We start from the raw sequence: 24,091 nt of genomic DNA on the forward strand, positions 1-24,091 counted from the left end.
GTGGGTGTGCGGGAGTTTGGGTGGATTGTCACAGGAGGTCGAAGTGAAAGTCGCTATTGTTCACGATTGGCTGGTAGTGTCCGGCGGCGCCGAGAAAGTATTGAAGAACATCATCGAGTGCTTCCCGGATGCGGACGTCTTTTCGATTGTCGATTTTCTCGAAGACCGCGATTGCGTGAAGGGGAAGTCCGTCAATACGTCCTTCATCCAGAAGATGCCATTTGCGCGAAGACGATACCGCGCCTATTTGCCGTTGATGCCGATTGCTATCGAGCAGGTGGATCTGTCCGGCTACGATCTCGTCATTTCGAGCTCCCACGCGGTTGCCAAAGGCGTGTTGACCGGGCCGAACCAGGTGCACATCAGCTACATTCATTCGCCGATCCGCTATGCGTGGGATCTGCAACATCAGTACCTGCGCGAATCCCACCTCGACAGGGGACTGCGCTCCGCGTTGGCGCGAGTGCTGCTTCATTACATTCGCGGCTGGGATTCGCGTTCTGCGAACGGCGTCGATCATCTCGTTGCTAATTCCCAGTTCATTGCACGGCGAATCAGAAAGGCCTATCAGCGTGAAGCGACCGTGATCTATCCGCCAGTCGATCTGGCGAATATGTCCATTGGTACGGAGAAAGAGGATTTCTACGTGACGGCGTCGCGGATGGTGCCTTATAAGCGTATTGATCTGATCGTTCAGGCTTTTTCTCAGACGCCCGAGCGCAAGCTGGTCGTGATCGGCGACGGTCCCGATATGAAGAAAATCAAAGCGGTGGCCGGCGACAACGTCAAGATCCTCGGGCATCAGCCGTCCGACGTGCTGGTCGATCATTTGCGGCGCGCGCGTGCATTTGTGTTCGCGGCGGAAGAGGATTTCGGCATTTCCGTGGTCGAAGCGCAGGCATGCGGTACACCGGTGATTGCCTTCGGCCGCGGCGGCGCGCTTGAATCGGTGGTGGGATTGCCGCTCGAGCGGCCCACCGGGGTCTTCTTCGGCGAGCAAAGCACCGCTTCCTTGCTCGAAGCCGTTAGCCGTTTCGAGAGCAACGCCGCCTTATTCGATGCACGCGTGTGCCGCAAGAATGCCGAGCGTTTTTCGTCTGAGAACTTCAAGAAGGCGCTGATGGGCTTCGTCGATGCCCGGCTCCCCTATGCGTGCGTCGAGCAGTTCCTTCCCTATGCGCCGAGTCAGTCGCTGCCGGCCGAAGAACGTCATCTTGCCGACGTTGCGCCGTGAGTCGGGCGCCGGGGCACGGGCTGTGTAGCTCGCGCACCCACCACGCCCGCCTTGCGCGCACCGCGCGGGCCGGGCCTGAATGCGGTGGCCGCGAGCGGACGCGCGGCTAGCAGCAGCGAGATTACAAGAGAAAGAATCAATACATTCGACGGCGTGACCAGCCGATGCTCGGTTGCCGACATCACCAGCAGGCATACCGACGAAATCTCGACGAAGCGGAACGCCGCGAAGTGGCGGCCCCCCTCGACCAACGCGGCATACGCCGCCCCCTGCTTGCTCCATTCCACCAGTTTCCAGAAGAACGCGAGGATCAGCGTCAAGCCCACGACGCCGAGCTCGGCGAGGATATTCAGGTACGAGTTGTGAGCGTGCGAGTCGCTGTGCTCGATCACGATGTCGGACGGTACCGCGAACAGATGGAAGTACGAGGTGAGGCTGCCGATATGGTCGTCGAACGAGCCGAAGCCGAGACCGACGAGCGGGCTTTGCACGAAATACGCGAGCGCTCGTGGCCATAGCCACTCGTAGCGGATGTTGAGGTTGTTGACCTTGGCGTCGTTGGCGTGAATCGCGAACGTATAGCCCATGTAGTCGACGTTCGGCTGCGTATGGTAGATCGCGATGGCGGCCGAGGCGAGCAGCAGCACGGCGATCAGCGTACCGAGAATCCAGCGCTTGCGGCCAAAGTACAGGTAGGGGAGAACGGCCACCGCGCCGAGCAGCGAGCCGCGGCTGTAGGTCGAAAACAGCATCAGCGTAGTGCAGAACAGCAGCGCGATTATCAGCTTGCTGCGCTTTTGCAGGTAGCACGCCACACCCAGACAGAACAGCATCGCGAGGAAGCCGCCGGCCGCGTTACGGGCAATGAAGTAGCTGCCGAAGGTGTCGTTAGGGTGAATGAAGATGCTGAACAGCCCGTTCGTGGCGATGTAGTACGCGTACATCGGCAGATTGATGACGACTGCGAAGATGAACAACGAACGCAGCACCTTGTTCATATCCCAGCGGTGCGCATACACGCAACCGGCAAAAATGGGCAGATAGGAGATGAAGAAATTGCCGTCGCGCCGATAGAACTCGAATTCGAGGAACGACTGCGGATCATAGAGCAACGTCGAGATGATCGCGAGCACCGTGAAAGCGGTAAGCGGCGTGATGAACGCGGGATAGGTGCGGCCGTAAAAGCGCCATGCCAGCAATAGCAGCGGGACGAAGCCGATCGCACTGAGGGGCACGAAGTTCGTGACCGTCATGAACAGTGCGAGTAGCGAAAGATAGGCCATTGCAGCTCCAGAAAAACGGATGGCGCGCCGGTTGGGGTTGTGCCCATGCGCTGGATGATGGCGAGATTGGGAACAGCGAAAGACTTACAGCGTGGCCGTGCGGGATCACACCGCTGTTTGTCTTTGACAGGAATGCCACGGGACGTTCATTAAACGGTAGCACGTGTCGCTGCTTATTTCCATCGTGCGCACTGCAATAGAAGTGCAAGCTCGTTCGCAAGCTTGCGAAATCCGGTCCGCGAGCGCCGCCAAAACTTCCGCGCTTCGCGCCAGATGACCTGTGTCGCAAGGCGCTCTCACTATGATGAATCCATCGGGGCACGACGTCGACCAGATCCGATGTACGTCGTTGCCACATTCGTTCTTTCGTTTTCAAATCGTTTTCCGGTCGTCGTTGTCGAGCAGACCACTGCGATTCGGCCAGTCAGTTTCTGTACTTCCAGCTCGCGCCGGATTTGCCGTCGGCGCGTGCCTCTATCACTGTGAACTGAACTACTGGTCTGGTCCGTTTGACGCGGACGCCCTGTCGATAAATCACATCAGACGGTATTTGCGTGGATCGCGGCACACCGCGTCGTTCGGTGTCGTCCAGGAAGACGCGTTCCCGAGCCGGTTTCAATGCGAAGGAGTTTGCGATGGGTAAGGTTACCGCGGCAGCCGCCGCAGTGGATGTCGAAACGATACGACAGGATGCCGCCGAGTCGGATTTCCCGACGCTCGTGCAGGTGATTCTCGCCGGTGGTTCCGGCACCCGGTTGTGGCCGGTGTCGCGCGAACAGTTTCCCAAGCAACTGATCGACGTGATCGGTAAGCAGACTTTGCTGCAAGCGACCATGGGGCGCATGGCGGGCTTCGATGCCGCATGGAACGTCGCGGCCGATCCGGTGATCGTCTGCGGCACCGAGCATTATTTCGCCACTTACGAACAGGCGCGCGAGATCGGCGTGAACGCGCGGATCGTGGTCGAGCCCGCGCGTCGCGATACGGCGCCGGCACTGACGCTTGCCGCGCTGACGGCATGCACGGAAGACGAAGACGCGATCCTCGTCGCGATGCCAGCCGACCATGCGATCGCGAATCTGGAAGCGCTGCATCACTCGCTCCACATCGCCGCAACGCATGCGCGCAACGGCGCGATCGTCACGCTAGGCGTGCCGCCCGAACGGGCCGATACGGGCTTCGGTTATATCCGGCTCGGCGATGCATTGCCCGACGGCGCGCGTCGCATCGAGCGCTTCGTGGAGAAGCCCGCGGCGGAACTCGCGGCCCAGTACGTCGCGTCGGGCAATTATTGGTGGAATAGCGGCATCTTCGTCGTGCGGGCGTCGGTGTGGCTCTCGGTCATCCAGCAGTTTCAGCCGGACATGCACACGGCCTGCATTCAGGCGTATCGCGACGCGAAGAAGACTGAAGAATGCATCATGCCGGACGCCGACGGGTTTCTCGGTTCGCCGTCCGACTCGATCGACTATGCGGTGATGGAACAGCTAGGCAAACCTGAGTCGGCGTTTTCGGGCGTGGTGGTGCCGCTCGAAGCGGGGTGGTCCGATCTCGGCTCGTGGGATGCCGTGTGGCAAGCGATGGAGAAGGACGAGTGCGGTAACGCGGCCAGCGGCCGCGTGCTGTTCGAAGGAGCCACCGCGACCTACGCACGCTCGCAAGGAGGCAGGCTTCTCGCTTGCGTCGGCACCGACAACATGATCGTGATCGAAACCGACGACGCGGTGCTCGTCGCGGATCGCTCGCATGTGCAGGACATCAAGGGACTCGTGTCGCGGATCAGGGCCGAGAAGTCACCGGAAGCCGATGCTCACAGAAAAGTCCGCCGCCCGTGGGGTTTCTATGACTCGATCGATCATGGCGAGCGCTTTCAGGTGAAGCGCATCGTCGTGATGCCGGGCGGCCGTCTGTCGTTGCAGATGCATCATCATCGCGCCGAGCATTGGGTGGTGGTGTGCGGCACCGCGCTCGTCACGCGTGGAGAAGAGCAGTTTCTCCTCGGCGAAAACGAATCGACCTACATCCCGCTAGGTGTTCGCCATCGGCTCGAAAATCCGGGCCGCGTACCGCTGCAGATCATCGAAGTACAGTCCGGCACTTATCTCGGCGAAGACGACATCGTGCGTTTCGACGACAAGTACGGGCGTTGTGGCTGATGCGACGAAGTCGACCTGATACGTCCTATGAGGGGGCTGTGATGCGATTGCTGACTGGTCTGCTGGCGAGAGCGTTCGACGTCGCGATGATCGTGGCTGGGGCCTTCGCGGCCTCACAGGTGCGCTTCGACGGCGGCTCGCAACGGAGCTTCTATTTCGCGTTCGTCGCTTTTGCCGCGGCGTTTGCTCTCGCGGTCTTTCCGGCGCTCGGCGTATACGAGTCCTGGCGGGGCCGCTCGAAAAGAGTGCTGGCGAGCCAGGTGGCGCTCGGCTGGCTCGTCGTGCAGGCGTGCGCGATGGTGCTGATGTTCTCGCTGCACCGGATCGACATCGTGTCGCGGCTCTGGTTCGTGTACTGGACCGGCATTTCGGGCGCCGCGATGATGTCCGGCCGGCTGGTCACGCATGCGCTGCTCGGCCGCATGCGCCATGCGGGGATGAACTTGCAGCAGGTCGCGGTGGCGGCGTGCGGCGATCATTGCGACGAGATCATTCGCAAGATCGAGACCTCGCCCGCTGCCGGCTTTCGCGCGAATGCGTTGTATAACCTGCACCCCGAGTGTTGCGTGCCGCCGCACCCGTCGGTGCAGGTGTTCGAAGAACAGTCCGCGTTCGCTCGCTACGTGCGCGAGCAGCAGATCGGCGAAGTGTGGCTGGCACTGCCGCTCACCGAGGAGCGCGCGATTCTCAAGCTGGTGGCGGAGTTTCGCAACGACCTGATCAATGTGCGCTTCATGCCCGACGTGCGCTCGCTTGCGCTGTTCGAAGGCAGCATGACCGAGTTGCTCGGCTTGCCGACGATCAATCTCGCCGCGTCGCCGCTGCCGCCCAAGGCGTTGGTGCAGAAAGACCTGTTCGACCGTCTGTTCGCGCTCGTCGCTTTGATCGCGATCTCGCCGATCCTGCTGGGCTGCGCGATAGCCGTCAAACTGAGTTCGCGCGGGCCGGTGTTCTTCAAGCAGCGCCGCAAAGGCGCCGACGGCCGCGTATTTACGATCTACAAGTTCCGCACGATGCGCATGCACGAGCAGAAGCCGGGCATTCTCGAACAGGCGACGCGCGGCGATCCACGCATCACCAGCGTCGGTGCGTTCCTGCGCCGCACGAGTCTCGACGAACTGCCGCAGTTCTTCAACGTGCTGCGCGGCGATATGTCGGTGGTAGGGCCGCGTCCGCATGCGCTCGAACATGACGATCTCTATCAGAACATCGTGTCGGGCTATATTCAGCGTTATCGGATCAAACCCGGCATTACCGGCTGGGCGCAGATCAACGGATATCGCGGCGAGACCGATCGCCTCGAAAAAATGGAAGGCCGTGTTGCACACGATCTGTACTACCTGCGCAACTGGTCATTCTGGCTCGACATGAAGATCATTCTGGCCACGATTTTCAAGGGGCTTCATCATCCAAACGCGTACTAAGCATGATGCTATCCGGAGTTGAAAACGTAGTGAGACGATCAGCAAAGCGGGTCTCGCTTTACCGCTTTCACCACGATCACGGCATGCAGGCGAGAAGAATATTGGAGCGACTGGAAAGCAGATATGGCAAGGCCGACCCGAACAACCTGCGGCTCGCGGACGCCTATGCGCGGGACGTGTTCGGTGACCCGGTCTACGCGCCCTGGCTGCGCGTTTATACCGCGTTTTGCGGCACATTCAAGGAAGGCTGGATTCCGGACAACTACTATGGGATCGTCGTCGTGCCGCATCTGAAAGGCTGGTACGGCAAGATTTCGAGCCTTAAGCCGATTTCACGGCTGATTTTCGACGGCGACGAATTGCCGGACCTGGCGTACTTTGCCAACGGGCTGTTCTTTACGGACAAAAGCGTCGTGGTACCCGAGCGCGACGTGAAGGACGTCGTGTTCGAACATACCGAGCGCGTCGCCTTCAAGCTCGACGGTTCCGGACAGGGCAATGGTGTCTACTTCTTCGACCGTGCCAACTTCGACCCCGCGGTCATCAGGTCGCTCGGCAATGGCGTGATTCAGACTTTCATCGACCAGCACAGTTTGTTCACTGCGTTTGCTTCGAAACCGGTGGCGACGTTGCGCTTCACGACCGTGGTGGACGACGCCGGCCGCATTTCCGTTCGAGCCTGCTACTTGCGGCTCGGCAGAGCCGAAGATACGCATGTGCTGGCGAATCGCGAAATATGCGTGTCGGTCAATCTCGAGACGGGCGAACTGTGCGACTTTGGGTATATGAGCGACTGGGGCGCGGTGGAGGCGCATCCGGACTCGGGCGTGCACTTTGCGGGCGTGAAGATTCCGTGTTTCGACAAATGCATGGCGACCGTGCTGCGCCTGCACAGGAAGATTCCGTTTGCGCGCTGCATCGGCTGGGATCTCACGGTCGACGCGAACGACCAGGTCAAGTTGATGGAGTGGAACGGCAAGCACAACGACGTCAAATTCAGCGAGGCGACGCAAGGCCCGTGCTTCGCGGATCTGAACTGGGAACGGCTCAGGGCCGAACCTGACTTTGGACGGCTGCCACCGGTCTGACCGGGCAGGACAATAAACGCAGCGGGAGACGCGACGTGAGCGAACAGTTATGGTGCGTCCACATCGAAGGGCTGAACGACTTCATTGCCGTCGATTCTGAGGAATCGGCGCGGCACGAGGCGTCGGCGATCAATGCGTATATCGATCGCGCCGACAGAAGCTCGCGTGCCGCGCGTTTGCGCGCGGTGGTGCTCGAATGGCCGTTCAGCGCCGACGGTCACGCCAGAGCGCTGGATACCGACTGGCACGATCTGCAGCATATGCCGCATAGACAGCAGGCTGCGGCGCGCCCCGACAGCGTGCTGTCGAATCTCGCGCGGCGCGTCAAGGAACTGCTGGGTGTCGCGCGCGCGGACAGGGACGATGCCTGAACCGTGGCGATGGCAAACCGCGTTACGCGGGCAGCGGCACCTCCTCGATCAGATCCGCGTTCACCGCGCGAATCCTGCGGTCGACAAAGTAACCGCCGCCTTCGACGTAGCGCAAGTACAGTCGCCCGCACGTCGAGCATTGCCATACGCCGCAGCGGTTGTACGGGAAATAGCGCGGCGCGATCGGCGCATCGGCCGACCAGTAGCTCGTCTTATTGGGCAGATATTCGCTGAAGGTCGGCTCGGGATCGTCTTCCGGCATCAGCGTGCCGATCTCCTCCAACAAGGTTTTGTCGAGTGAAAGCGGTTGCGATTGCCAGCCGTCGAGGGGAGTGCGCGTGCATTCGCAAGGCGCGGCGGCGCGTTGTTGTTCCAGGCGCCGCTGCGCCGCGCGCGCGAGGTCGAGAAGGGTTGCAGTGTTCAGGTAGTGCGCCATGTGGCTAGTAGCAAGGGGTTCATGAGCCGTTCATCATCCGGTTGCGCTGCGTCGCGAGTCGCATCATTGATCACGAGCAGGTCGCCGGTGCGGCAGAATTCGAACGCGCGATGAATCGCGAGATTGTCGCCGGGGCGTGTATGGGTCGTCAATGCGGTGCCGGGGCCGTCAATTCCTGACGATCAGGGGGCGGCTCAATGCCGCCTTTTTCTAGTCACGCCGCCTAAGCAGGATATGCAATAAAAATAAGAAACGCGACACCATTGTAAATAGTTGTCAAAAACGGCTTATCCCAATTTAAAACGGTTGACCGTGGTCCGTTTCAGGTGTCAATTCTCGGGGCATCACCCCGAAACCTGATGAGGACTTCAATGGAGCAACAGAGACAGCAGAACACTTGGAGCGTTGAGGAGGAAGTATGCGGGGTTTGCCGCATTACCTATTCGATATATTCCAATTTTCCCCCAATGCCATCCGCAATGGCCTTGAACGCCGAGACTGGGGAGTTCTTTGCATTCGATAAGCTCCGCTCGCTTCCAACCGGTTACGCCATGGCCGAGGCCCTGGGATATGCATGGACGTGCAATTGTCGCGAACGCAAGGCAGAGTCAGCGCTAACGTCGAACGATCGGACTCACGACGAGCAATACACACTCAAAGATGCTGGCGGCCGGACTATGCGCGACACGTATTACACGGTTCGTCTGCCGTCTGGTTCGCTCGTACACGGCGTTACAGATGGTTTGGGGCGCACTAAGAACCCTTAACAAAATGAACGAGGGGGGCTGTTTACTCTCGATGAATCCTGTTAACCTTTTCATTGTTTCGACGACGAAAAGGACATGGCTAAACCTATACTCGACGACGAACTTTGGGCACTGATCGAACCGTTGCTGCCCCCTCCCAAACCAAGGCGAAGCCGTTATCCTGGGCGCAAACCGCTTGATGATCGTGCGCTCCTCATGGGCATCCTGTTCATCCTGCAGACAGGCCTGCGCTGGGACCTGCTGCCACGCGAGATGGGCTGCGGCAGCGGCATGAGTTGCTGGCGCCGTCTGCGGGACTGGCAGGCTGCCGGCGTTTGGGACCGACTGCATGAAGTCCTGCTAGCAAAGCTGCGTGCGGCTGACCAGATTGACTGGTCCCGTGTCATCGTCGATTCCTCCTCGATCCGCGCAGTGGGCGCAGGTCAAAAACGGGACCGAATCCCACGGATCGCGCGCGACCCGGTTCAAAGCACCATCTCATCACCGAGGCGCAGGGCATCCCGCTCGCGGTAATCCTCACAGGCGCCAACCGTAACGACGTTACCCAGCTTCGCCCACTGGTTGACGCCATCGCGCCCATTGCTGGCAAGCGCGGCCGGCCACTTTCGAAGCCCCATATTGTTCAGGGCGACCGAGGCTACGATCACGACAAATACCGACGTCCGCTACACGCAGCCGGCATCGCGACTGAAATCGCCCGACGCGGCGAGCCACATGGCAGCGGACTGGGCAAAACACGCTGGGTTGTCGAGCGCACCATTTCATGGCTCCATAACTTTCGACGACTGCGTATCCGCTTCGAACGTCTTGCCTCCATCCATGAAGCCTTCATGAAAATCGCATGCTGCATCATCTGCTGGCGAAGACTGAAGAACTCATTTTGTTAACGCTTCTAAACGCTACAAAACGAACGGCGCTCAATCCATATCTATTTATCTTGGTCACCGAGAGGACGCGTAATGCCCGACGCACTTGGAACAGCGATAACGAATACCAATCCGAATTCATGCGTGACTGTCCATTCGGGCAGACTCTGCAAGCCATGGAAGATATCGCAGCAAGGGATAACTTTCATTGCAGGCTGGGAAGCTTTCAAGCCACATATGTACGACAACGACGGTGCAGGTAAAGGAGGTAATGCAACTATTGGGTATGGACATCTGGTTCATATGGGGCCAATATCAGGAGCGGTGTCTGAAGCGCAATTTCGTAATGGCATAACAATTGCCGAGGCCCGAGAATTGTTGCTGCTTGACCTTGATTACCCTGAGCACATTCTAAATAGAAAGATTCGCGTTCCACTATATCAGTACGAGTACGATGCGCTCGTTTGCTTTGTATATAACCTTCCAAGTGGTAACGCTGGCTTGTTGAGTCTTGTTAACTCGGGTCACTATGACCGCGTACCGGCCAAATTTTTGGATTACACGATGGCTGGCGGTGTGCGGCCGCGTGGACTGATCAAGCGTCGTCGCTCAGAAGGCAATCTTTTCAAAGAAGGAAATTATGACCACAACCGTTAAAACCATCGGGGCGGTACTGATGATATCGGCGTCTATTTCAGCGTTGGCGGATACGGCATGTGAAGAGAAGGCAAAAACGCGAAACGATTTTCTTGCCTGCACCAACGCCGACACAGAAAAAATTCTTGCGAACGCAGAGAAGCTGTATCGAGGCATCAGGAAAGGTACGACTGGAGATAAGCAGATTGCTCTCGACAAGAATTTTGGAATCTGGAATGAAAGAATGTCATCGGACTGTACATTGATTGCTTATTCGTTTAACGAGTGGAGTGATCGCTATGCTCCCGATACGGGTTTTCAGGTTGCGGAATGCCGCTTAAATATCGCTTCGCAGGAACTGGAGTTCTATAAGTGGCTGTCTTGTCCCGAAGATATGGAAACGTCAAAAATTCCAAAATGTGCTGCAGTCAATCGGTTACTTCGAAGAGGTCGGTAACAAGGATTGGAGAGGGACGCGATGAATTTGTGCCGACTGTGAACAGGACGATGAAATAGTTCTTCTCCTCCGAGACGTCGAATAGCAGCGCTTCACAGAAGCCCTCACGCCGCACGAATCGAATCGATGACCAGTTGCATCGCCGGCGTGACGCGCCGGTTTCTGCGCAGAATCAGCCCATATGGTGCGAGCCGGCCGCGCAACGGCGTCGCGACCGCGGCAATCGCATCGAGCGCGACGTAGTACTGCGCGACCGAACTCGGCAGCACGGCGAGCATGTCCGAATCGCGCAGCAACGACAGCGTGGTCAGAATCGACGACGTCTCGACCGTGCTGACCGGCGGCGCGACGCGCGACTCGCGAAACGTTTGATCGATGACCTGGCGCATCGGGCTCGGATGCGGCTGGATGATCCACGGATAGCGCGCAAGGTCCGCGAGCTTCGGCCGCGTCTGAGCTTGTTTGCCTGCTTTCACGGCGGGATGATCGGGCCGCACGACGATCGACAGCGCCTCTTCCGCCAACGTCTCGAAGCTCAGGTCGAGTGCCGGAAAACCATCGGGAATCCGACCGATCACTATATCGAGCTGATCCTGTTGCAGCGACTGCACCAGCACGTCGCTGGTGTCGATCGTGACCGCCATCTGCAGGCGCGGATGCGCCTCCTTCAGCTTGACGATCGTGTGCGTCAGCAGTTCGGGCGACGGCGCCATCACCGCGCCGATGCGTACCTTGCCGATGTCGCCGGCCTCGATGCCGGCCAACTCCTCGCGCAGCTCGTCGAGATCCTCGAACACGACACGCGCATAGCGCATCACGGCCTCGCCGAAGATCGTCGGCTCCATGCCGCGCGCATGTCGCACGAACAGCGATACACCGAGCGTGTCTTCGAGATCCTGCAAGGCCTTGGTCGCTGCGGGCTGGGTCATCGCGAGATCGTCCGCGGCGCGCCGCAGCGATTCGGTTTCCGACAGCGCGACCATCAGTTGCAGATGACGTAGGCGCAGACGCTTGCGGATGGTGGAGGCGGGCGGGATCATGAGCGATAACTTTAAGGAATCGGCCGATACGAATTATTCAGTGGTCAGTTATCGGATAGTTTCGCACACTAGCGCTTATCGCCGAACGGCAATCGCGACGCCTTTCGCGTTGACAAGACCAAACTGGAGACGACGCATGACGATGACCGCGAGCCCCGCGCTCGACAGCGCGATTACCAAAGCGCGCACGAGGCTGCTGCCTTTTCTGATCCTGATGTACGTACTGGCGTTCATCGACCGCGCGAACGTCGGCTTCGCGAAGAACGTGCTACAGGCCGACACCGGCTTGAGCGACGCGGCGTTCGCCTTCGGCGCCGGCATTTTCTTCGTCGGCTATGCGGTGTTCGAAGTGCCGAGCAATCTGCTGATGTACCGCTTCGGCGCTCGCGTCTGGATGAGCCGCATCATGGTCACGTGGGGCATCGTGTCCGCGTGCACCGCCATCGTCGACAGCGCCACGAGCTTCTATGTGCTGCGCACGCTGCTCGGCATCGCCGAAGCCGGTTTCTTCCCCGGCATCATCCTGTTCCTGTCGAACTGGTTTCCCGCGAAAACGCGCTCGCAGACGATGGGGATGTTCTATTTTGGCTTCCCGCTCGCGCTGTTGCTCGGCAGCCCGATATCGGGTCTGCTGCTCGATGCGGGCAATCCCTTTGGCATGCATCCGTGGCAGTGGCTCTTTGTCGTCGAGGGGCTCGCGGCGTCGGTGGTGGGTGTCGTCGCTTACTTCTATCTGACCGACCGGCCCGTCGAGGCGCGCTGGCTCCATGCCGATGAGCGTGATGCGCTCGATCACGCATTGCGCCAGGAAGACCGCCAGAAGCTCGAGCATGGTCCGGCTTCGGTGCTGGCGGCGCTGCGCGATTCGCGCGTGCTGTTCTGCGGCCTGATCTACTTTGCGGTGCAGATGAGCGTGTACGGTGTCGTGTTCTATCTGCCGACGCGCATCGCCGGGCTTGCGAGCGGTGGCCACGTCGGCGTCGAGGTCGGACTGCTGACCGCGATTCCGTGGATCGCCGCGATCATCGGGACGTTCTGCGTGACGCGCTACGCCGACCGTCACGGTCATCACCGTATCTGGGCCGCGGCGATGCTCGCGCTCGCGGCGTTCGGCATTGCCGCATCGGCGATGACGTCGTCGGTGACGCTGGCGATTGCCGCGTTCTGTTTCGCCGCGATCGGTTTCGTCTGCGTGCAGCCGCTGTTCTGGACGCTACCCACCGGTTACCTGGGCGGCGCCGCGGCCGCGGGCGGCATCGCGTTGATCAATTCGATCGGCAATCTCGGCGGCTTCGTCGCACCGAACCTGAAGGGGCTGGCCGAGCGCGCGATCGGCTCGTCGCAGGCGGGGATGTTCTCGCTCGCGGTGGTCGGCCTGATCGGCGCGTTGCTGCTGCTGACGTTCCGCTTCACGTCCGCTGCCGCTTACAGTTCCGTCTCTCATCGCAATAGCCCGCTCAGCGAACGCACGGGCCACTGACTCACCGACTCTCAGAAGGAAATCGTCGAACATGAAGATCAAGCATATCCGTACGCGTGTTTTCGAGTGGAAAGGCAAAGTCGTCCCGCCGCAAGCGCATTTCTGCACGAACGCGGTCGATATTCTGTACGAGCGCGGCGACGCGATGGGTTCATTCCGCTTTCACGGCTGGCTCGTCGTCGAAGTCGAATGCGACGACGGCACGGTGGGCATCGGCAATTGCGCGCTCGCGCCGCGCATCGCGAAGCAGATCATCGACGAATACCTTGCGCCGATCGCGATCGGCGAAGATCCGTTCGACAACGAGTACATCTGGCAGAAGATGTATCGCCGCACGCTCGCCTGGGGCCGCAAAGGCATCGGCATGGCGGCGATCTCCGCGATCGATATCGCGCTGTGGGACATCATGGGCAAGGCCGTGAAAAAGCCGGTGTTCAAGCTGCTCGGCGGCCGCACGAAAGAAAAGATCTGGTGTTACGCGTCGAAGCTCTACAACAACGACGACCGCGATGCGTTCCTCGGCGAAGCACAAGGCTACCTGGACAGCGGCTTCACCGCGATGAAGATGCGCTTCGGCTACGGCCCGAAAGACGGCCCGAAAGGCATGGCGAAAAATGTCGAACAGGTGCGCCTGTTGCGTGAACTCGCCGGCGACGAAGTCGACATCATGCTCGAATGCTATATGGGCTGGACGCTCGAATACGCGCGCAGAATGCTGCCGCGCCTCGCAGAATTCAATCCGCGCTGGATCGAGGAGCCGGTGATCGGCGACGACATCGAAGGCTATCAGGAGCTGAAGAAGATGAACCTGATGCCGGTGTCGGGCGGCGAGCACGAGTTCACGAGCTACGGCTTCAAGGATCTGCTCGAACGCCGCGCGATCGACGTGATCCAGTACGACACGAATCGCGTGGGCGGCATCACGGCGGCGCGCAAGATCAATGCGATGGCCGAAGCGTGGTCGGTGCCGGTTATCCCTCACGCGGGGCAGATGCACAACTATCACCTGACGATGTCGAGCACCGCGAGTCCGATGTCGGAGTTCTTCCCTGTGTTCGACGTCGAAGTGGGCAACGAATTGTTCTACTACATCTTCGAAGGCGAGCCGCAACCGGAAAATGGCTATCTGCAACTGTCGGACGACGTGCCGGGCCTGGGCATCCAGTTGAGCGACAAGTATCTTGCCGATTTCAACATCGTCGAATGAATCGACAGACCCGAGGAAAGTATCGTCACGCTGATGGCGGTGGAGCGAGCTAGCTAAGGCGCGTCAGCGTTTCCTGCGCGGCCCGGTCGAAGCACGCACCACCAGCTCGGGCGGCGGCCCGAGCACCATCGACGGCTGCCGCTCCGGCGTCTGGATCAAACGGATCAGACTCTGGATCGACAACTCCGCGACAGCCGCGGTTTGAATCGCGACCGTGGTCAGCGCCGGATGCACCTGATGCGCGAGCTGAATGTCGGTGATGCCGATCACCGACACGTCGCCGGGAACCGAGCGGCCGAGCGTGATCAACGCCTGGATCGCGCCGATCGCGAGCAGGTCGTTGGTCGCGAAGATCGCGCTCAGTTGCGGGCGGTTCGCCATCAGCTCCATGCAGGCGGCGAAGCCGGCGTCGATCGAGTCGCGAATTTGCAGCACTGCGGCCGCGTCGGCTTCGATGCCGGCCGCGCGCATCGCCGCCCGAAAACCGTTCGAGCGCGCGTCCTGCAAGCCGCCGCAGCCGTCGCCGATCAGCAAGCCGATCTCGCGATGGCCGAGTCCGAGCAGATGCCGCGCGGCCAATTCGCCCGCGCGCGCGAAGTCGACCGCGATGCACGGTAGCGCGGGCGGCGACTCTGGGTGCTCCCACATCGCAAGCAGAATCGGCGCGCTATGTGTCGCCGATGCGCACAGATCGTTGATCGTGATGTCCGTGTTCATCACGAGCACGCCGTCGGCGAGCGTGCCGGCGATCTGATTCAGATACGCGCGGCCGATTTCGGCGTCGTCGTCGGTATTGCAAACCATCAGGAAGTGGCCGGTCTTGCGCGCCGCGCGCTCGGCGGCGAGCACGAACTCCGGATAGAACGGGTTCGAGATGTTCGACAGCATCAGTGCGAGCGTCGACGAGCGGCCTTCGGCGAGCGCTCGCGCATTCAGGTTCGGCCGATAGCCGAGTTCGGCTATCGCCTGCAGCACGCGCTCAGCCGTTTCAGGGCGGACTTTCTCGCGATTGCGCAGCACGTTGGAGACGGTGGCGGCGGTAACCTGCGCGCGTTTCGCGACTTCGGACAACGTGACCATGTTGGGTTATCCCAGATTTAGGGAGGTCAATTCAAGTGTTGCAAACGACCCGCGAGATTGCTAACTTTCTCAAAAACGTAACGGAGACACCCTGCCATGACTTTTTCCGTCGAACTCGAATTTAAGCGATTAAATGCCGCCCGCACAAGGCCCGGGCGTTTTATTTCGGCGAAAATTTAAGCGGTTAAATCAAGACGGAGACAGCATGGCGACGATTCGTTTGAGCGATGTGCAAAAGGCCTACGGCGACCATCCGCCGGTGATCCGGCGCGTGAATCTGGAGATCGCGCAGCATGAGTTCTGCGTGTTCCTGGGCCCGTCGGGCTGCGGCAAGTCAACCTTACTACGGATGATCGCCGGTCTCGAGGACCTCAGCGGGGGCGAGCTGCATATCGGCGGGCGACTCGTCAACGACGTGCCGGCCGCCGAGCGCGGCGTCGCGATGGTGTTCCAAAGCTATGCGCTGTTTCCGCACATGACCGTGTTCGACAACATGGCGTTCGGATTGAAGCTCGCGAAGCAGCCGAAGGACGTGATCGAGCGCAAGGTGCGTGAAGCCGCGCGGATTCTGCAACTGGACGGCCTGCTCAACCGGCATCCCAAAGCGCTGTCGGGCGGCCAGCGGCAGCGCGTCGCGATCGGCCGCGCGATCGTGCGCGAGCCGGGCGTGTTTCTGTTCGACGAGCCGCTGTCGAATCTCGATGCCGCGCTGCGCGGTCAGACGCGCGTCGAGATCGCGCGTCTGCATCAGAGGTTCGCGAACGCGAGCGTGGTGTACGTCACGCACGATCAGGTCGAAGCGATGACGCTCGCCGATCGCATCGTGCTGCTGCATGCGGGCGCGGATGCCGAGCGCTTCGGCAGCATCGCGCAGAGCGGTGCGCCGCTCGAGCTGTATCACCACCCGAAGTCGCGCTTCGTCGCGGGCTTTATCGGCTCGCCGCGCATGAACTTCATCGATGCAGCGGTCGAATCGATCGAGCCGGGCCGCGTGACGGTGGCGCTGGCGGCGGGCGCGCAAAAGCTCGTCGCGGACGTAGATGGAGAACGACTGCAACGCGGCCAGCGCGTCACGCTCGGCGTGCGCCCGGAGCATCTGCGGCTCGACGGCGATGAACAGTTCATTCAGTGCGCGACCGTGCTGTCGGAGCGGCTCGGCGAGCACAGCTATATCCACGCGGACCATGCAGGCGGCACGCTGATCGCGAAAGCGCCCGGCGATACGCCGCTCGTCGCTGGCGAACGCATCCGCGTTCACGTGCCGCCCGCTGCTTGCCATCTGTTCGACGAACAGGGGCTCGCGCTGCGGCGTAGCACGTTCGAACCGGAACGCGCGGCCGCCTGACCGAATTCCGCCATAGAGCGGGTTACATCGCCGGCCACGCTGCGTAGCCGGTCAACAAGGTAGACAAGGAGACACAGATGATTGCTCTTCGCCTTCGCCGTCTTGCCCAGGTATCGATCGCCGCCGCCGTGCTAGCCGGCGCGCTCGGCAGTGCCGGGGTCGACGCGGCTACGCTGAACGTCAACGTATCGGCGCGCGGTAATCAGCGCTCGACCTGGCAGGACGCATTCGATCAGTTCAAGAAAGCCAATCCCGACATCGACCTGAAAATCACCTATGTGACCGAGGAAGCGTACAAGGTGCAGATGGGCGGCTGGCTCGCGACCGATCCGCCCGATGTCGTGTCGTGGCACGACGGCGAGCGGATGGCCTATTACGCGCAACGTGGTCTGCTCGAAGATCTGAGCTCGGACTGGGCGAAGAACGGCTGGTCGCAGCAGTATGCGTCGGTCAAGGACGCATCGACGTACAAGGGCAAGCAGTATGCGGCGCCGCTCGGCTATGACGCGTACGGCTTCTTCTATCGCAAGGATCTGTTCGAGAAGGCCGGCATCAAGAGCGAGCCGAAAACGTGGGACGAACTGCTCGAAGCCAACAGGAAGTTGAAGGCGATCGGTGTCGCGCCGATCGCGGTGGCCGCACGTGATAGCTGGACGCTGGCCGCGTGGTTCGACTATCTGGATCTGCGCATCAACGGCAACGAGTTCCATCAGAAGCTGATGGCCGGCGAAATTCCGTACACCGATCCGCGCGTGAAGAAGGTCTACACGACGTGGAAGACGCTGCTCGACAACAAAGACTTCATCGACAACGCGCTGTCGTACGACGTCGATTCGATCGGCCCGATCCTGAACAACGGCAAGGCCGCGATGATGCTGATGGGCACGTTCTTCTCGGCGAGCTTCCCGCCGTCGATCAAGGATCAGATCGGCTTCTTCCGCTTCCCGGTGATCGACGCAAACGTGCCGATGGCAGAAGACGGTCCCGTCAACGTGCTGCTGATTCCGGCGAAGGCCAAGAACAAGGCCGACGCGCGCAAGCTGCTCGCGTTCATGGAGACGCCGAAGATCAACGCGGAACTCGCGAAGGGCTGGGGACAGTTGCCGTCGAACAGCCAGGCCGCTCCGCCTGAAGACGCGATCTCGAAGGTCGGCTTCCAGACGCTCGCGAACACGAAGGGCGGCATCGCGCAGTTCTACGATCGCGACATGCAGAAGGAAATGGCCGACGAAGGCATGAAGGCCATGCAGCAGTTCTACAGCGATCCGTCGCAACTCGACAGCGTGCTCGCTCATCTCGAAGCGACCCGCAAGCGCATCTACCAGAAGTGAGTCCCACGGCGCCGGCCGCGTGAGTGCGGCCGGCTTGCGGGTCCCGCTTCTGGGTCCTGCTTCCGGATCAAGTCCGCCTTCGATTTCCGACGAGGCCGTTCCATGTCTCATACCGCAGCGCGCCGCCTGCCCGCGGCGCGGCACCGTCGCGTCTCGACGACGCGCCGTCATCAGCATCGCGCCGCGTTTTTCTTTCTGCTGCCCGGCTGTGCGTTGTTCACGCTGTGCGTGATCTATCCGATCATCAGCAGTATTTCGCTGAGCTTGTACAACTGGGACGGCATGACGCCGAAGACCTTCGCGGGTCTTGCCAACTACGTAGAGCTGTTCCAGTCCGATACGTTCTACACGGCGCTGAAGAACAACCTGATCTGGCTTGCGCTGTTTCTGCTCGCGCCGCCTCTCGGTCTGCTGTTCGCGCTGTATCTGAACCAGCATGTGCGCGGCATGCGCGTCGTGAAATCGCTGTTTTTCGCGCCGTTCGTGCTGTCGGGCGTCGTAGTTGGCCTTGTGTTCAGCTGGTTCTACGATCCGACGTTCGGGCTGCTGCGGTTGATCGTCGGTCGCGGCATTCCGGTGCTCGGCGATCCGCACACGGTCACGTTCGGCATCATCTTCGCCGCGCTGTGGCCGCAGGCACCGTTCTGCATGATCCTGTATCTGACCGGACTCACCGGCATCAATCCCGAGGTGGTCGAGGCGGCGCGCATGGAAGGCGCGAAAGGGCTGCGACTGCTGTGGCACGTGATCCTGCCGCAACTGCGGCCCGCCACCTTCATGGCGGTGGTGCTGACTGTGATCGGCGCACTGCGCAGCTTCGATCTGATCGCGGTGATGAGCGGCGGCGGCCCGTTCGACAGTTCCACCGTGCTCGCCTATTTCATGTACGACGAGGCGATCAAGTATTACCGCGAAGGCTATTCCGCCGCGATTGCGGTCGTGCTGTTCGCGATCATGCTCGTCTATATCGTGTTCCATTTGCGTCGCATGCTGCGCGAGGAACGCTGATTCTCTGAACGTCAGGAGTACCAGCTCATGTATCCGCTTCCCGTCGAACGCTGGAAACCGCTGAATCGCACGCTTTACAAGGCCTCGCTGCCGCTTGCGCTGTTTATCTGGCTGCTGCCGATGCTCGCCGTTTTGCTGACCTCGATCCGCTCGACGGACGAGTTGTCGCAGGGCGACTACTGGACGTGGCCGAAACACTTCGCGCTGCTGGAGAACTACGGCACCGCGCTCACGCAAACGCCGATGCTGCATTACTTCGCCAATAGCGTGCTGATCACGGTGCCTTCGGTGATCGGCGCGATCGTGCTCGCGTCGATGGCGGGCTTCGCGTTGGCGACTTATCGCTTTCCGGGCAACACGGCCGTGCTGTTAGCGTTCGTCGCCGGCAATTTCGTGCCGATCCAGATCCTGATGATTCCAGTGCGCGACATGGCGCTGAAGTTCGGCCTGTTCAACACCGTGTGGGCGCTGGTGATCTTTCATGTGTCGTTCCAGACCGGCTTTTGCACCTTGTTTCTGCGCAATTTCATCAAGCAGCTGCCGTTCGAGATGATCGAGGCCGCGCGCGTCGAAGGGGCGAGCGAGTGGACGATCTATCTGCGCATCGTGCTGCCTTTGATCCGCCCCGCGCTCGCCGCGCTCGCGATCCTCGTGTTCACGTTCGTGTGGAACGACTACTTCTGGGCGCTGTGTCTCACGCAAGGCGACGACGCCGCGCCGATCACAGTCGGCGTCGCCGCGTTGAAAGGGCAATGGACGACCGCGTGGAACCTGGTCGCGGCGGGCTCGGTGCTGGCCGCATTGCCTTCGGTGCTGATGTTCTTCGGGATGCAAAGGCATTTCGTCGCCGGACTCACGTTCGGCGCGAGCAAGGGCTAACCGGCGCCTGAAACACGATTGAAACGACGGCTCGACGTCAACTCACCACGAGACTTTCACATGCAACTTGGTGTCTGCTACTACCCGGAACAATGGCCACGCGCGATGTGGGCCGACGACGCGCAACGTATGGTCGAACTCGGCATCACGCATGCGCGGATCGCCGAATTCGCGTGGAGCCGCATGGAGCCGCGCGCCGGCGAATACGACTGGCAATGGCTCGACGAAGCCGTCGACACGCTGGCCAAAGCGGGCCTGCAACTCGTGCTCGGCACGCCGACCGCTTCGCCGCCGAAATGGCTCGTCGACGCGCATCCGGACGTGCTGCCGGTGCGCGCGGACGGCACGCGCTGGAATTTCGGCTCGCGGCGTCACTACGATATTTCGAGCGACACGTACCGGCGCGAATGCGTACGCATCGTCACCGCGATGGCGCAGCGCTACGGACGGCATCCGTCGATCATTGCGTGGCAGACCGATAACGAACTCGGCTGCCACGACACGGTGCCGAGCTATTCGGCCGCGGCTTTGCAGCGCTTTCACGCGTGGCTGCAACGGCGCTATGCAACGATCGGCGCGTTGAACGACGCGTGGGGCAACGTGTTCTGGAGCATGGAGTACCCGTCGTTCGACGCGATCGGTCTGCCGACGCTGACGCCTACCGACGCCAATCCGATCCATCTGCTCGACTTCCGCCGCTTCATGTCCGACGAGGTCGCGAGCTTCCATCGCGAACAGATCGACGTGTTGCGCGAGCATGCGCCGAACGCGGATCTGCTGCACAACTTCATGGGCTTTTTCACGACCTTCGATCACTATCGCTTCGCCGCCGACAACGCGATCGACATCGCCGCATGGGATAGTTATCCGATCGCGCGCACCGAATCGATCGCATTGCCGGAGGAGCAGAAGGCGCGCTTCGCGCGTACCGGACATCCCGACGTGTCCGCGTTCGATCACGACCGCTACCGCGGCATTGGCGGCGGGCGCTTCTGGGTGATGGAGCAGCAGGCCGGTCCGGTGAACTGGGCGTCGTGGAATCCGGTGCCGGCGTCGGGCATGGTGCGGCTGTGGGCTTACGAGGCGTTCGCGCATGGCGCGGAGCTGGTGTCGTATTTCCGTTGGCGCCAGTGCCCATATGCGCAGGAGCAGATGCATTCCGGGCTCAACCTGCCGAACAACGAACTGTCGCCGGGCGGTCTCGAGGTGCAACGGGCCGCGCGTGAAATCGCGGGCAGTACGGCGCTGTCGACGCTCGCCGCGCCCGCACGAGCGGCCACCGCGCTGGTATTCGACTACGAGACGCAGTGGATATTCGACATCCAGCGTCACGGCAAGGGCTTCGACTATCAGACGCTCGCTTTCGACTACTACGAGTCGCTGCGCGAACTCGGGCTCGATGTCGATATCGTGTCGGGCCGGGCAGATCTTTCAGGCTACCAGCTAGTCGTGGTGCCGAGTCTCGCGGTGGTCGACGCCGCACTCCTCGAGCAGATCGCGCGTTCGAACGCGCAATGGGTGTTCGGCCCGCGCAGCGGCTCGAAAACCGACGCGTTCGCGATTCCGGGCAATCTGCCGCCCGGCGCATTGCAGCGCGTGCTGCCGATCCAGGTGCTCGAAGTGGAAACACTGCGCCCGACGCTCGCGCCCGCGCTGTCGCTCGACGGCACGACGGGTCACGCGCTGCACTGGCGCGAGCATGTGCGCGCCAATGGCGAGACACGCATTGCCGCGCGCTTCGACGATGCGTGGCCCGCGCTGCTGATGCACGGCAACGTTCGCTACGTGGCCGGCTGGCTGTCGCATGAACTGCATCGCACGGTGTCGCGGCAGGCGGCGCGCGACGCGGGACTCGATACGCAGATGCTCGCCGACGGACTGCGGCTGCGCCGCCGTGGCGGCCTGACCTTCGCATTCAATTTCGGCGCGCAACCGGTGCAGGTGCCGGCGCCGCGCCATGCGACGTTCGTGCTCGGCGAGCCGCGCCTGAATTCCTGCGACGTTTGCGTGTGGAAAGACGCGTGACGTGGTGCGGATGTGACGTCATGTCAGAGAGTCAACCAGGTTCGACAGCATGACGCAGCGCGGCGTCACGTTCGACGTGATCGGCCTGTCGTACTACCCGCAGTGGCAGGGCTCGTTCAGCGACCTGCAGGGCAATGTGAACGATCTCGCGACGCGCTACGACAAGGACGTGATCGTCGTCGAGACCGCGTATCCGTGGAGGACCGCTGTTCGATTTCCACGGCAATGCGTTGTCGTCGCTGGAGGCGTTCCGGCGGCGTTAGCGCATCGCGGGCGACACACAGGCATTACTGTGCCGGCGCTGCCTGCCCCTAGTGCTGGTTCACGCACTCCGACGTGATCGCCATGCTCGCCTGATCGGGCGTCATGTGGGGCGCGTCGGGGCGGTAGATCTTTTCGATGATCGCATCGACGGCCGCGCGGTCGGACGGGTCCTTGTAGTAGCGGGCGGCCTGGTCGAGCGCCTGAGCTTTGGTCTTCTTGTGGGCGCGCCACGACGCGACCTGGCCGGCGATATCGCCGAGCGCGAAACATTGATTGCTGACGGTCTGCGCAACGGCCTGAGTGGCCGGCTGCGCGACGCACAGCGCGACGAGCGCGGATACGACAACGCGTTTCATTACCGGAATCCTGAGATGAGACGGCGGCGCGGAAGCGGCGGTGCCCGCCGCGCCGGGCCGCGCGCGGAAAAATTGTTGCGTAGTGTATCGGGAAGTGGGCTGGGGCGCTTTTTGCCGCGGTGGATCACAACGCCGCAGGCGAACGGGCGTGACGTCGTTGCGTCACAACGGCAGCGGCCGATCCTCGAAAATGCTCTTCATGACCAGCGTCGACGACAGTCGCAGCACGCAGGGCAGCGTCAACAGATAGCGGTCGTAAAGCACCTGGAACGCCTTCAGATCGCGGGTGACGACGTGCAGCATGTAATCCGGATCGCCAAACAGGCGCTCCGCCCGGGTGATCTCCGGGATGTCCGACAGCGCGCGTTCGAAAGACTCGATGTTTTGGCTACTGCCTTCCCGTAACGTCGCGAACACGATTGCCGAGAAGTTCAAACCGATCGTTGCCGGATCGATAACCGCGCGATAGCCGCTGATGACCCGGGCTTTCTCCAAAGCCCGCAGGCGCCGCTGGCACGGCGAAAGACTCAGACCGATCCGCTCACTGAGTTCAGTGACGGTGAGTCGTCCATCTTGCTGCAATTCAGCAAGAATCTTGCGGTCAATTTCGTCCATATGAAAAATTCTAGCGCAGACCGCTTTGTGGCGGCAAGAAAGAGGGAGCACCTTCGACAGCCAAAACCGTAACATTTCCTCCGTCCAAATCATGCTCGTCGGGGAGAAGAAGGCTGTGGAAGTGAGCTTGTTGACGGCCTTTTGGCTCGTGTCTTTTTCGTTGGTGCTGGTACCCGGCGCGGACTGGGCGTACGCGATCTCGGCTGGATTGCGCGAGCGGGCGATTGCGCCCGCCATCGCCGGCATGTTGTCCGGCTATCTGGCGATCACCGTGGTGGTGGCGGCCGGTGTCGGCGCGCTGGTCGCCAAGGCGCCAGCGGTGCTGGCCGTGTTGACGTTCGTCGGGGCGGGCTATCTGCTGTGGGTCGGCGGCAATATTCTTGCTCGCCCCGCGGTGCCGACGGTAGCGGCCGAGCGCGCACCCGGCGCGGCGTTGGACTGGTCCGTCCGCGGCTTCGCGGTGAGCGGCCTCAATCCGAAAGCGCTGCTGCTGTTTCTCGCGCTGCTGCCGCAATTCACGCGTGCGACCGACGCGTGGTCGATTCCGGTGCAGATCGGCGCGTTGGGCCTGCTGCACATGGCCAATTGCGCGGTGGTTTATTCGGTCGTCGGACTCGGCTCGAAGGTGGTTTTGCGCACGCGTCCGAGCGTCGCGCGCAGGGTTAGCCAGGTTTCGGGTGCGGCGATGGTTCTGATTGCCGTGCTGCTATGTGTCGAGCAGCTCCTCGCGTTCAAATAGGCGC

General features: G+C 61.2%; 22 protein-coding genes and 2 pseudogenes. 17 read left to right on the top strand and 7 right to left on the bottom strand.

Features of this window, described 5'->3' with window-relative positions; translation table 11 throughout:
* Positions 1–43: 43 nt before the first annotated feature.
* Positions 44–1,234 carry a glycosyltransferase family 4 protein gene (locus G5S42_RS15710; protein WP_176107590.1) on the top strand — a complete coding sequence of 397 codons (1,191 nt, stop codon included), beginning with the start codon at positions 44–46 and terminating at the stop codon, positions 1,232–1,234.
* On the opposite strand, the gene G5S42_RS15715 is transcribed toward G5S42_RS15710, so the two are convergent.
* Positions 1,210–2,517, bottom strand: coding sequence for an O-antigen ligase family protein (locus G5S42_RS15715; RefSeq protein WP_176107591.1), 1,308 nt, complete (start codon positions 2,515–2,517; stop codon positions 1,210–1,212). The two genes, G5S42_RS15710 and G5S42_RS15715, sit on opposite strands and share 25 nt — an antisense overlap.
* Positions 2,518–3,152: 635 nt before the next feature.
* Here G5S42_RS15715 and G5S42_RS15720 point away from each other — a divergent pair.
* The 4 genes from G5S42_RS15720 to G5S42_RS15735 are packed head-to-tail and all read left to right on the top strand — an operon-like array spanning position 3,153 to position 7,556.
* Positions 3,153–4,673 carry a mannose-1-phosphate guanylyltransferase/mannose-6-phosphate isomerase gene (locus G5S42_RS15720; protein WP_176107592.1) on the top strand — a complete coding sequence of 507 codons (1,521 nt, stop codon included), beginning with the start codon at positions 3,153–3,155 and terminating at the stop codon, positions 4,671–4,673.
* 41 nt (positions 4,674–4,714) lie between these two features.
* Positions 4,715–6,097, top strand: coding sequence for an undecaprenyl-phosphate glucose phosphotransferase (locus tag G5S42_RS15725; protein WP_176107593.1), 1,383 nt, complete (start codon positions 4,715–4,717; stop codon positions 6,095–6,097).
* A gap of 2 nt (positions 6,098–6,099) precedes the next feature.
* Complete coding sequence (locus tag G5S42_RS15730; RefSeq protein WP_176107594.1) at positions 6,100–7,185, top strand: sugar-transfer associated ATP-grasp domain-containing protein; 1,086 nt, start codon at positions 6,100–6,102, stop codon at positions 7,183–7,185.
* Between the two features lie 35 nt (positions 7,186–7,220).
* The gene (locus G5S42_RS15735; protein WP_176107595.1) at positions 7,221–7,556 is read left to right on the top strand and encodes a hypothetical protein; all 336 of its coding nucleotides are present in this window, start codon (positions 7,221–7,223) and stop codon (positions 7,554–7,556) included.
* A gap of 22 nt (positions 7,557–7,578) precedes the next feature.
* On the opposite strand, the gene G5S42_RS15740 is transcribed toward G5S42_RS15735, so the two are convergent.
* Both G5S42_RS15740 and G5S42_RS44310 read right to left on the bottom strand, forming a co-directional pair.
* Positions 7,579–7,992, bottom strand: coding sequence for a hypothetical protein (locus G5S42_RS15740; RefSeq protein ID WP_176107596.1), 414 nt, complete (start codon positions 7,990–7,992; stop codon positions 7,579–7,581).
* A gap of 59 nt (positions 7,993–8,051) precedes the next feature.
* Positions 8,052–8,153: pseudogene (locus G5S42_RS44310) on the bottom strand (RraA family protein); the annotation flags it as partial.
* A 681-nt stretch (positions 8,154–8,834) separates the two neighbouring features.
* Between G5S42_RS44310 and G5S42_RS15745 the strand changes: the two are divergent.
* The 3 genes from G5S42_RS15745 to G5S42_RS15755 all read left to right on the top strand — a co-directional run bounded on the left by G5S42_RS15745 (position 8,835) and on the right by G5S42_RS15755 (position 10,718).
* A protein-coding gene (locus tag G5S42_RS15745) for an IS5 family transposase (protein WP_176107597.1) occupies positions 8,835–9,646 on the top strand; the annotation gives its coding sequence in 2 pieces (ribosomal slippage) (positions 8,835–9,183 and positions 9,183–9,646; 813 coding nt in all).
* A 72-nt stretch (positions 9,647–9,718) separates the two neighbouring features.
* The gene (locus G5S42_RS15750) at positions 9,719–10,282 is read left to right on the top strand and encodes a lysozyme (protein WP_176107598.1); all 564 of its coding nucleotides are present in this window, start codon (positions 9,719–9,721) and stop codon (positions 10,280–10,282) included.
* A complete protein-coding gene (locus tag G5S42_RS15755; protein WP_176107599.1) occupies positions 10,266–10,718 on the top strand; it encodes a hypothetical protein in 453 nt (150 codons plus the stop codon). The genes G5S42_RS15750 and G5S42_RS15755 overlap by 17 nt, the downstream gene beginning before the upstream one ends.
* Before the next feature lie 104 nt (positions 10,719–10,822).
* Here G5S42_RS15755 and G5S42_RS15760 read toward each other — a convergent pair whose 3' ends face one another.
* On the bottom strand, positions 10,823–11,758 hold the full coding sequence (locus G5S42_RS15760) for a LysR family transcriptional regulator (RefSeq protein ID WP_176107600.1): 936 nt from the start codon (positions 11,756–11,758) through the stop codon (positions 10,823–10,825).
* Positions 11,759–11,894: 136 nt separating this feature from the next.
* On the opposite strand from G5S42_RS15760, the gene G5S42_RS15765 reads away from it, so the two are divergent.
* Positions 11,895–13,238, top strand: a complete 1,344-nt coding sequence (locus G5S42_RS15765; RefSeq protein WP_176107601.1) for an MFS transporter — start codon at positions 11,895–11,897, stop codon at positions 13,236–13,238.
* Positions 13,239–13,269: 31 nt separating this feature from the next.
* Positions 13,270–14,445, top strand: coding sequence for an L-rhamnonate dehydratase (locus tag G5S42_RS15770; RefSeq protein WP_176107602.1), 1,176 nt, complete (start codon positions 13,270–13,272; stop codon positions 14,443–14,445).
* A gap of 63 nt (positions 14,446–14,508) precedes the next feature.
* Here the strand turns inward: G5S42_RS15770 and G5S42_RS15775 are convergent, their stop codons facing one another.
* Positions 14,509–15,525 (bottom strand): LacI family DNA-binding transcriptional regulator, encoded by a 1,017-nt coding sequence (locus G5S42_RS15775; RefSeq protein ID WP_176107603.1) that lies wholly within the window; start codon positions 15,523–15,525, stop codon positions 14,509–14,511.
* Between the two features lie 205 nt (positions 15,526–15,730).
* Here G5S42_RS15775 and G5S42_RS15780 point away from each other — a divergent pair, with 205 nt between their 5' ends.
* The 6 genes and pseudogenes from G5S42_RS15780 to G5S42_RS15805 form a co-directional block, all read left to right on the top strand.
* Positions 15,731–16,870 carry an ABC transporter ATP-binding protein gene (locus tag G5S42_RS15780; protein ID WP_176107604.1) on the top strand — a complete coding sequence of 380 codons (1,140 nt, stop codon included), beginning with the start codon at positions 15,731–15,733 and terminating at the stop codon, positions 16,868–16,870.
* Positions 16,871–16,947: 77 nt separating this feature from the next.
* A complete protein-coding gene (locus G5S42_RS15785; RefSeq protein ID WP_176107605.1) occupies positions 16,948–18,201 on the top strand; it encodes an ABC transporter substrate-binding protein in 1,254 nt (417 codons plus the stop codon).
* A 102-nt stretch (positions 18,202–18,303) separates the two neighbouring features.
* Positions 18,304–19,209 carry a carbohydrate ABC transporter permease gene (locus G5S42_RS15790; protein ID WP_176107606.1) on the top strand — a complete coding sequence of 302 codons (906 nt, stop codon included), beginning with the start codon at positions 18,304–18,306 and terminating at the stop codon, positions 19,207–19,209.
* Between the two features lie 27 nt (positions 19,210–19,236).
* Positions 19,237–20,088 carry a carbohydrate ABC transporter permease gene (locus G5S42_RS15795; RefSeq protein WP_176107607.1) on the top strand — a complete coding sequence of 284 codons (852 nt, stop codon included), beginning with the start codon at positions 19,237–19,239 and terminating at the stop codon, positions 20,086–20,088.
* Between the two features lie 60 nt (positions 20,089–20,148).
* The gene (locus G5S42_RS15800) at positions 20,149–22,113 is read left to right on the top strand and encodes a beta-galactosidase (protein ID WP_176107608.1); all 1,965 of its coding nucleotides are present in this window, start codon (positions 20,149–20,151) and stop codon (positions 22,111–22,113) included.
* A 40-nt stretch (positions 22,114–22,153) separates the two neighbouring features.
* Positions 22,154–22,321, top strand: a pseudogene (locus G5S42_RS15805) (glycosyl hydrolase 53 family protein); the annotation flags it as partial.
* Between the two features lie 103 nt (positions 22,322–22,424).
* Here the strand turns inward: G5S42_RS15805 and G5S42_RS15810 are convergent.
* Both G5S42_RS15810 and G5S42_RS44320 read right to left on the bottom strand, forming a co-directional pair.
* Positions 22,425–22,733, bottom strand: a complete 309-nt coding sequence (locus G5S42_RS15810) for a hypothetical protein (RefSeq protein WP_176107609.1) — start codon at positions 22,731–22,733, stop codon at positions 22,425–22,427.
* 162 nt (positions 22,734–22,895) lie between these two features.
* Positions 22,896–23,594, bottom strand: a complete 699-nt coding sequence (locus G5S42_RS44320) for an Lrp/AsnC family transcriptional regulator (RefSeq protein ID WP_246392007.1) — start codon at positions 23,592–23,594, stop codon at positions 22,896–22,898.
* Between G5S42_RS44320 and G5S42_RS15820 the strand changes: the two genes are divergently transcribed.
* The gene (locus tag G5S42_RS15820; RefSeq protein ID WP_312883573.1) at positions 23,512–24,087 is read left to right on the top strand and encodes a LysE family translocator; all 576 of its coding nucleotides are present in this window, start codon (positions 23,512–23,514) and stop codon (positions 24,085–24,087) included. The two genes, G5S42_RS44320 and G5S42_RS15820, sit on opposite strands and share 83 nt — an antisense overlap.
* The last annotated feature ends 4 nt before the right edge of the window (positions 24,088–24,091 follow it).

Origin of the sequence: Paraburkholderia youngii (genome assembly GCF_013366925.1) — a bacterium.
Classification (GTDB): domain Bacteria; phylum Pseudomonadota; class Gammaproteobacteria; order Burkholderiales; family Burkholderiaceae; genus Paraburkholderia; species Paraburkholderia youngii.